A 6,452-nucleotide genomic window follows, 5' to 3' on the forward strand; every position below is an offset into this window, starting at 1 on the left:
GGCACGCTGGCTCGGGGAGCTCACTCGCCCTGCATGTCGGCGCGGGCCGCCTCGACGATCTCGCTGCCGATGCGCGGCACCCACTCATCGTGGACGCTCTCGGTGGCCTCGACGAAGGCCTGGTGCTGCGCCTCGTCGAGCTCGGTGACCGTGACGCCGCGCTCCTTGATCGCCGCCAGGCGCTCGGGCTCCTCCTCGCGGGTCATCTCGATCTCCCAGGCGCCGGCCTCCTCGGCGGCTTCCCGCAGCAGGGTGCGCTCCTCCTCGGAGAGGGAGTCCCAGACCTGCTGGTTCACCGCGAAGACCAGGGGGTCATTCATGTAGTTCCACAGGGTCAGGTGCTCCTGGCCCACCTGGTCGATGCGTGCCACGTCGAAGACCGAGAGCGGGTTCTCCTGACCGTCCACCGCGCCGGTGGTCAGCGCCGGCTTGGCGTCGGCCCAGCTCATCTGGGTGGGGTTGGCGCCCAGTGCCGTGAAGGTGTCCTGGAACAGCGGCGATCCCACCACGCGAATCTTGAGGCCATCGAGGTCGCCCGGCTCGTCGATGGGGCCGCGGGAGTTGGAGAGCTGGCGGAAGCCGTTCTCGCCCCAGGCCAGGGGCACCACGCCACGCGACTCGATGGCGTCGAACACCATCTCGCCGGCCGCACCGCCGGTCACCGCGTCCACGGCGTCCAGGTCGGCCATGAAGAAGGGCAGCGAGAAGAGGTTGAGTTCCGGCACCTGGGGCGACCAGTTGATGGTCGAGCCCACGGCGGCGTCGATCAGCCCCGAGCGCATGGCGGAGAACTCCCGGGTCTGGTCGCCGTTGACGAGCTGGGAGTTGGGGTAGACCCGCAGGGTCAACTCGCCGTCGGAGCGCTCGGCCACGAGCTCGGCCCACTTCTCGGCGGCCTGGCCCCAGGGGAAGGCATCTGAGAGCACGGTAGAGACGGAGAGCTCGCGGGCCTGGACGGCAGAGACGGACAGCGAGAGGGAGACGGCGGCTACGCCAGCCAGTGCGGCCAGCCGGGTGGGGTGACGAGACGAGTTCATGGCGTGTCCTTGCAGTATCGGGCTCTGGGCAGGTCCTTGCGGCCACCTGCCCGGCGTTGTTGTGTGGGGCGTCATCGACGCCGCGAACGTCAAGATGCCCTGTCATCCCGTGTTCATGCAAGGCAGGTCGCCGCCCTGCCCTGTCCCCGGGTTCAACGCACTTGCTATGCTGTGCCGCTTTTCCCCTTTCCCCCGAGGAGGCGCCGTGCCGCTCCGAGACCTGGCCCTGGGCCTCGCCGTCATCGTCATCTGGGCGCTGAACATCATCGTCATCAAGCTCGGGGTGGCCGAGCTGCCGCCCCTGCTGCTGACCACGCTGCGCTTCGCCCTGGTGGCCGCACTGCTGGTGCCCTTCCACCCGGTGGCGCGACACCAGCTGCCCTTCCTGCTGCTGCTCTCGGTGACCTTCGGCTCGCTGCATTTCGCCCTGCTGTTCATCGGCCTGGGCCAGGCCGAGGCCGGCACCGGCGCACTGCTGGTGCAGATGGGCACGCCCTTCGCCACCCTGCTCGCCGTGGTGTTCCTCCGCGAGCGCCTCGGTCCCCGACGGCTGGCTGGCCTCGTGCTCTCCTTCGCCGGTGTCGCGGTGCTCGCCGGCGGGCCCACCCTGCCCTCGCCCCTGCCGACGACCCTGCTGCTGGCCAGTGCCCTGGGCTGGGCCGTCTCGCAGCTGCTGATCAAGCGCGGCCCCGATGTCTCGCCCATGGCGCTGGCCGGCTGGGTGGCGCTGTTCGCCACGCCTCAGGTGGCGCTGGGCTCCTGGTGGTTCGAGCAGGGCCAGTGGCAGGCACTGGCCGGTGCCGGCTGGGCCGGCTGGGGGGCGGTCTTCTACACCGCCGTGATGTCCTCCATCGTCGCCTACGGCCTCTGGTACGGCCTGCTGCGTCGCCACCCGGTCAACCGGGTGGTGCCGCTGACCCTGCTGATGCCGGTGCTGGCCGTGCTGCTGGGGGCGGCACTGATGGGCGACAGCCTGGGGCCCCACAAGCTCGCCGGGGGCGGGCTGGTCATCGCCGGCCTGGCACTGATCGTGCTGCGCCTCGGCCCCCGCCGCCCCGCGAGCTGATTCACTCCGCCGGCGCCCCGGCGCAGAGCCCGCCGTCCCCCGGCCAGCTGACGCAGTCGCCCGCCGCCACGCCCATCGCCTCGAAGGCGCCGGCATTGACCTCAAGGGCCGCCCGATAGGGCACCGCGGGGCGCGTCACCGGGCACTCCCCCGGCCGGGAAGCGGTGCACGGCTCCATGCGGTGGATCTCGGCGATGCGCCCCGCCTCGTCGATGAAGGCGATGTCCAGCGGGATCCGCGTGCGATACATCCAGAAGCCGTTGCGCGAGGACTGGGGGCGGTCGTAGAGGAACAGCATGCCCGCCCGCTCTGCCAGCTGGTCGCGCTCCATCAGACCTCGGCTGCGCTGGGGGATGGTGCGGGCCACCTCCACCTCGAGCCGCTGGGGGCCCTGCTCGCCGTGGATCACCAGGGGGACGGTCTCGTGGGTCTCAGGCTGAACATCGGGCCCCGACTCGGGCCCGGCCGCGGTCAGGGCACGCGGCAGCAGGGAGGCGGCGGGCAGCAGGGCCAGGCCCAGCAGCAGCTGGCGTCGATTGGCGTTCATGGCGGTTTCCTCAACGATGGGGACTCTCGGGATGGGTGACAGGGGCGTCGGGCATCAGGTGGATGCCGGCGGCCAGCAGCGAGACGCCCACCGCCTCGCCGCGGGCCAGGCCGTTGCGGCGCGCGGCATGGGTGGGGAGCTCGAAGCGCAGGGTATCGTCGCAGTGATCGAAGGCCAGCGCCACGGAGGTGATGCCGCCCAGCACCGCCATCTCCACCACCCGGCCCTGGACCGGGTTCTCGCGCTCTCCCCGCGAGGGGCGGCCGCGACGATGGAGGACCACGTCCGAGGGCGGCAGGTACCAGCTAACCCGCTTCCCGGGGGCAAGCGGCGCCAGGCCCTCCGCCACCTCCAGCTGCCAGGGGCCCCATTGCAGGCGACGCCCCTCGTCGCCCTCCACCACCCTGCCGGTGAAGACGTTGTGGCGGTCGAGCAGCCGCGCCACCTCGGGGCTGGCCGGCCGGCGGAAGAGCTGCTCGGCCGGCGCCTGCTGCAGGCTGCGGCCGGCGTGCAGCACGCAGAGCCGGTCGGCCAGGGCGGCGGCCTCGTCGAGGTCGTGGGTGACCAGCACGATGGGGATGTGGATCTCCTCGCGCAGCAGGGCGAGTTCGCGCTGCAGGCGGCGCCGGGTGACCTGATCCACCGCCGAGAAGGGCTCGTCGAGCAGCAGTACCCGCGGGCGCCTGGCCAGGGCCCGGGCCAGGGCGACCCGCTGGCGCTGACCGCCGGAGAGCTCGGACGGCAGCCGGCCGGCCAGGCCGTCGAGGCGCACCCGGGCCAGCCAGCGCTCGGCGGCCTGGCCACGCTCGGCGGCGGGCAGGTGATCCAGGGCCACCATGACGTTGGCGCGGGCATCCAGGTGCGGGAAGAGCGCATAGTCCTGGAACACCAGCCCCACGCGACGCTGCTGGGGGCGCAGCGAGCGCCCCGCCGCGGCATCGAACCAGGTCTCGCCGGCACAGCGGATCACGCCACCCGCCGGCCGGTAGAGCCCGGCGATGGCCCGTAGCAGGGTGGTCTTGCCGCCCCCCGAGGGGCCCACCAGGGCCAGCAGCTCGCCGGGCTCGCAGTGAAAGTCGGCAGCCAGCGGGATCGGGCCGGCCTGCTGAAGCTGCACCGACAGGCGGGCCTGGCGCAGGTCTCGCTCAGCCACGACGCCACCTCCGGCGCCCTGCCAGGCCGTAGACCACCCCGATGGTCAGGAAGGAGACCAGCAGCAGCATCGCCGACATGATGGCCGCCCCGGACTCGTCGAAGGCCTGGACCCGGTCGTAGATGGCGATGGCCAGGGTGCGGGTCTCGCCGTCGATCGCCCCGCCGACCATCAGGATCACGCCGAACTCGCCGAGGGTATGGGCAAAGGTCAGCGCCAGCGCCGAGACCAGGCCCGGCCACACCAGCGGCAGCTCGATGCGCAGCAGCGTGCGGCCGGGCGAGAGGCCGCTGCACCAGGCGGCCTCGCGCAGGTTGGGGGGAATCGACTCGAAGGCACGCTGGATCGGCTGCACGGCGAAGGGCAGGTTGGCCAGCAGCGAGGCGAGCAGGATCCCGGTGAAGGTGAAGTTGAGCCCGCCGCCGGTCAGCGACTGCCAAAGGCCGCCCAGGGGCGACTCCACGCCGAAGGCCTGCATCAGGTAGAAGCCCAGCACCGTCGGCGGCATCACCAGCGGCAGCGCCACCAGCGCCTCGCAGAGTGGCTTGCCACGAAAGCGCGAGAGCGCGAGGGTTCGCCCCAGCCAGAGCCCCAGCGGCAGCAGCAGCAGGCAGGTCAGCCCTGCCAGGCGCAGCGAGACCGAGAGTGCCGTCCAGTCCATCAGCGGGCGTCGCCCTCGTCCGGCAGCCGGAAGCCATACCCCGCCAGGATCTCCCGGGCCGCCGGCTGCTGGAGCCAGGCGTAGAAGGTGCGAGCGGTCTCGCCGGCCCCTTCAATCAGCGCCATCCGCTGGACCAGGGGCGCGTGCCACGCCTCGGGGATCAGCACGTGCTCGCTGCGCTCGGCCAGCGCCGGCGCGAGCGCCAGGGACCAGGCCACCAGGCCGCCGCGGGCCTCGTCCGCCAGGGCGAAGCGCGCGGCCTGGGAGACGTTCTCGCCGAGGATGCGCAGCGGGGCCGAATCCTCCCAGAGCCCGGCATGGTCGAGGGCCTGGCGGGCCGCCACGCCGTAGGGGGCATGCTCGGGATTGGCTAGGGCGATGCGCGGCCTGCCCTGCCCGGCCCGATGGGCATCGATGGCCTCGCGCACGCCGGCCAGCGGGTCGTCGTCACGGGGCAGGCCGTCGCGGCCGTCGCGGCCGGCCGGCTGCAGCCAGGCCAGCCGGCCCACGGCGTAGACCACCCCCTCGTCCTCGGTCAGCCCCGCCTCGTGCAGGGCCCGCACATAGGCCTCGTCCGCGGAGAGGAAGAGCTCGAAGGGGGCGCCCTGGCGGATCTGGCGCATGAAGTTGCCGGAGGAGCCGAAATTCAGGCGCAGCTCCCGCCCGGTCTCGTCCTGGAAGCGTTCGGCGGCCTCGGTGAGGGCGAACTGCAGGTCCGAGGCCGCCGCGACGGTAGGCGCCTCGGCCAGGGCCGCAGGCGTCGTCAGGGCGAGCCAGGCGACGAGGGTCCAGCGCAGGAGAGAGAACATGCGAAATTCCCGAATTGCGATAGGGTCGCTGCATTGTCGACCAGGCGTGCCCCGGGGGACAAGGCGAGGCCGGGAAAGCCGCCCCGGCCTTGTTGCCGGTCAGGGGGTGGCGGTGATCAGGCCTGCTCCCGGGAGCGCCCGAGGATCGCCATCAGGTCGATGCTGGCCTCGCGGGGGCTCAGGTCGAGCAGCGCCTCGAGGCTCTCCAGATGGCGCTGGATGCCCTCCCGGGCCGCCTCGGCATCGCCCTGCCCGAGGGCCGCCAGCAGCGCCGCGTGATCGCCCTCCAGGAAGCAGGAGGCCAGGTTCGGCCTCTTGTAGAGGGCGATGACGATGGAGGTGCGCAGAATCAGGTCGGTGAGCATGGCCCCCAGCACGCGGTTGGGCGAGTGCTCGGCGAGCAGGTGGTGGATGGCCAGGGAGTGCTCGATGCGGGCCGGCTCGTCGTCCCGCCCGTGGGCCTCGACCTCGCCCCGGGCCTCTGCCGCGAGCCGGGCGTGCGAGGCCGCGTCGAGACGCCCCGCCAGCAGCGCGGCGACTTCACCCTCCACCAGGCGGCGGGCCGCGAAGGTCTCGCGGGTCTCCTCGATGCTCGGCGCGCGGACCCGCGCCACCTGGTTGGGGCGCTGGTCCACCACATGCTCGGAGGCGAGCCGGGTCAGGGCCTTGCGTACCACCGAGCGGCTCACCCCGAAGACCTCGCCCAGGGTCACCTCCGGCAGCCGGGTGCCCGGGGGCAGGCGCTGCATCAGCACCGCCCGGCGTACCTTGTCGACGATATCCCGATCGCTGATGCGACTCCCGGCCCTGACCTCGGCCAGCACCTCCTCCTGCCACTCCTGCATGCGCTGTCCCCTGCCTGTTCCTGCCCCAGCGTCTCATCCCGCGAACGGAATGACCACATCAAACAGGTTCATTGTATACAGGATAAAGGTCTCAGGCACGGCGATGTGCCTCGGTGACGTCGAGGATCTTCAGGGTGTTGGTGCCGCCATGAGCGTTCATGTGGTCGCCCCGGGTGAGGATCACGTGGTCGCCGGGCTCGGCGATGCCCTGCTCCACCAGCCGCTCGAGCGCCCGGTCATTGAGCTCGGCGGCCGACATCTCGCTGGTGTCGAAGGGCAGCGAGACCACCCCGCGATAGAGCGCCATGCGCCGCTGGGCCACCGGGTTGTGGGC

General features: G+C 72.1%; 8 protein-coding genes. 1 reads left to right on the plus strand and 7 read right to left on the minus strand.

The window, feature by feature from the left end; all coding sequences use genetic code 11:
* Positions 1-20 precede the first annotated feature (20 nt).
* Positions 21-1,037 carry a DctP family TRAP transporter solute-binding subunit gene (locus DFP85_RS18450; protein ID WP_133637874.1) on the minus strand — a complete coding sequence of 339 codons (1,017 nt, stop codon included), beginning with the start codon at positions 1,035-1,037 and terminating at the stop codon, positions 21-23.
* 205 nt (positions 1,038-1,242) lie between these two features.
* Between DFP85_RS18450 and DFP85_RS18455 the strand changes: the two genes are divergently transcribed.
* The gene (locus DFP85_RS18455; RefSeq protein WP_133637875.1) at positions 1,243-2,103 is read left to right on the plus strand and encodes a DMT family transporter; all 861 of its coding nucleotides are present in this window, start codon (positions 1,243-1,245) and stop codon (positions 2,101-2,103) included.
* A 1-nt stretch (position 2,104) separates the two neighbouring features.
* Here the strand turns inward: DFP85_RS18455 and DFP85_RS18460 are convergent, their stop codons facing one another.
* The 6 genes from DFP85_RS18460 to DFP85_RS18485 all read right to left on the minus strand — a co-directional run.
* The gene (locus DFP85_RS18460) at positions 2,105-2,650 is read right to left on the minus strand and encodes a DUF192 domain-containing protein (protein WP_133637876.1); all 546 of its coding nucleotides are present in this window, start codon (positions 2,648-2,650) and stop codon (positions 2,105-2,107) included.
* Between the two features lie 10 nt (positions 2,651-2,660).
* On the minus strand, positions 2,661-3,803 hold the full coding sequence (locus DFP85_RS18465; protein WP_243737345.1) for an ABC transporter ATP-binding protein: 1,143 nt from the start codon (positions 3,801-3,803) through the stop codon (positions 2,661-2,663).
* On the minus strand, positions 3,796-4,464 hold the full coding sequence (modB, locus tag DFP85_RS18470; protein WP_133637877.1) for a molybdate ABC transporter permease subunit: 669 nt from the start codon (positions 4,462-4,464) through the stop codon (positions 3,796-3,798). The genes DFP85_RS18465 and modB overlap by 8 nt, the downstream gene beginning before the upstream one ends.
* Positions 4,464-5,273 (minus strand): molybdate ABC transporter substrate-binding protein, encoded by an 810-nt coding sequence (modA, locus tag DFP85_RS18475; RefSeq protein ID WP_133637878.1) that lies wholly within the window; start codon positions 5,271-5,273, stop codon positions 4,464-4,466. The genes modB and modA overlap by 1 nt, the downstream gene beginning before the upstream one ends.
* A 116-nt stretch (positions 5,274-5,389) precedes the next feature.
* Positions 5,390-6,118 (minus strand): GntR family transcriptional regulator, encoded by a 729-nt coding sequence (locus DFP85_RS18480; RefSeq protein WP_133637879.1) that lies wholly within the window; start codon positions 6,116-6,118, stop codon positions 5,390-5,392.
* Positions 6,119-6,209: 91 nt separating this feature from the next.
* Positions 6,210-6,452: pyruvate kinase alpha/beta domain-containing protein (locus tag DFP85_RS18485; protein ID WP_279512957.1), on the minus strand; the 243-nt coding region annotated here is incomplete at its 5' end.

It is taken from the genome of Halomonas ventosae, assembly GCF_004363555.1.
GTDB lineage: Bacteria > Pseudomonadota > Gammaproteobacteria > Pseudomonadales > Halomonadaceae > Halomonas > Halomonas ventosae.